The sequence below is a fragment of the Actinomadura napierensis genome (assembly GCF_039529375.1).
GTDB classification, from domain to species: Bacteria; Actinomycetota; Actinomycetes; order Streptosporangiales; family Streptosporangiaceae; genus Spirillospora; species Spirillospora napierensis.
Genome location: NZ_BAAAMR010000329.1, coordinates 1 through 648, shown reverse-complemented (window position 1 = coordinate 648; position 648 = coordinate 1). Strand labels below are relative to the sequence as shown.

At 36.4% G+C, this 648-nt stretch carries 1 protein-coding gene; it reads right to left on the bottom strand.

Annotation, left to right across the window (positions count from 1 at the left end; all coding sequences use genetic code 11):
• Nucleotides 1–159: 159 nt before the first annotated feature.
• Nucleotides 160–648, bottom strand: a 489-nt coding sequence (locus ABD296_RS49755; RefSeq protein WP_344285609.1) for an OprD family outer membrane porin, incomplete at its 5' end; no start/stop codon positions are given.

Sequence of the window (648 nt, the reverse complement as noted above, 5' to 3'; positions counted from 1 at the left end):
CATCTTTTGGCGCTGGCTATTCAGTAGGTTCGATTGTTGTACAAAAGCATGTTGCTTAAGTTACTAGATTAATTAAAAACGCTCGTAAGAGCGTTTTTTTATGGCACAAAAATAATAAAGCGAGCCAAAATTAGCCCGCTTTAGTTGAATCAAAAATAATTAAAACTTTTTAGTGTAGTTTACAAACAAGCGATCTTCACCAAAGTCATTGCCATGTTTTACGTTGTAATCAATTCGAATATATTGCAGGGCAAAGCCTTTTAACAATGGCTGCTGAAACGCATAGTTTAAAATCACATTCGACTCGGTTTCGTGGTTTTTCTCGCCATTGGCTGCTTTAAAGTCATGACCGTAAACATATTTCACCATTGCGTTTAAGCCCGGAACGTAATCTTTAAAGTCATAGCCATACATGACATGGTAGGACTTTTCATCTTCTTTGAAAAAGCCTGTGGCATTCCAGTTAATGAAATAAGTTTCTGGTAAGAAGCCATCTGGTAGCGGGTAAGCCGACTCACCAATAATTTGTTGGTAACCCAAACCAAAGGTATGGTTTTTTATTTTAACTGTTTCAAGTAAACCAATGTTCTGGGCATCAATATCAAAGGTATTGCCGTCATCTTTCGCATTAAAGTATTTAAATTTGGA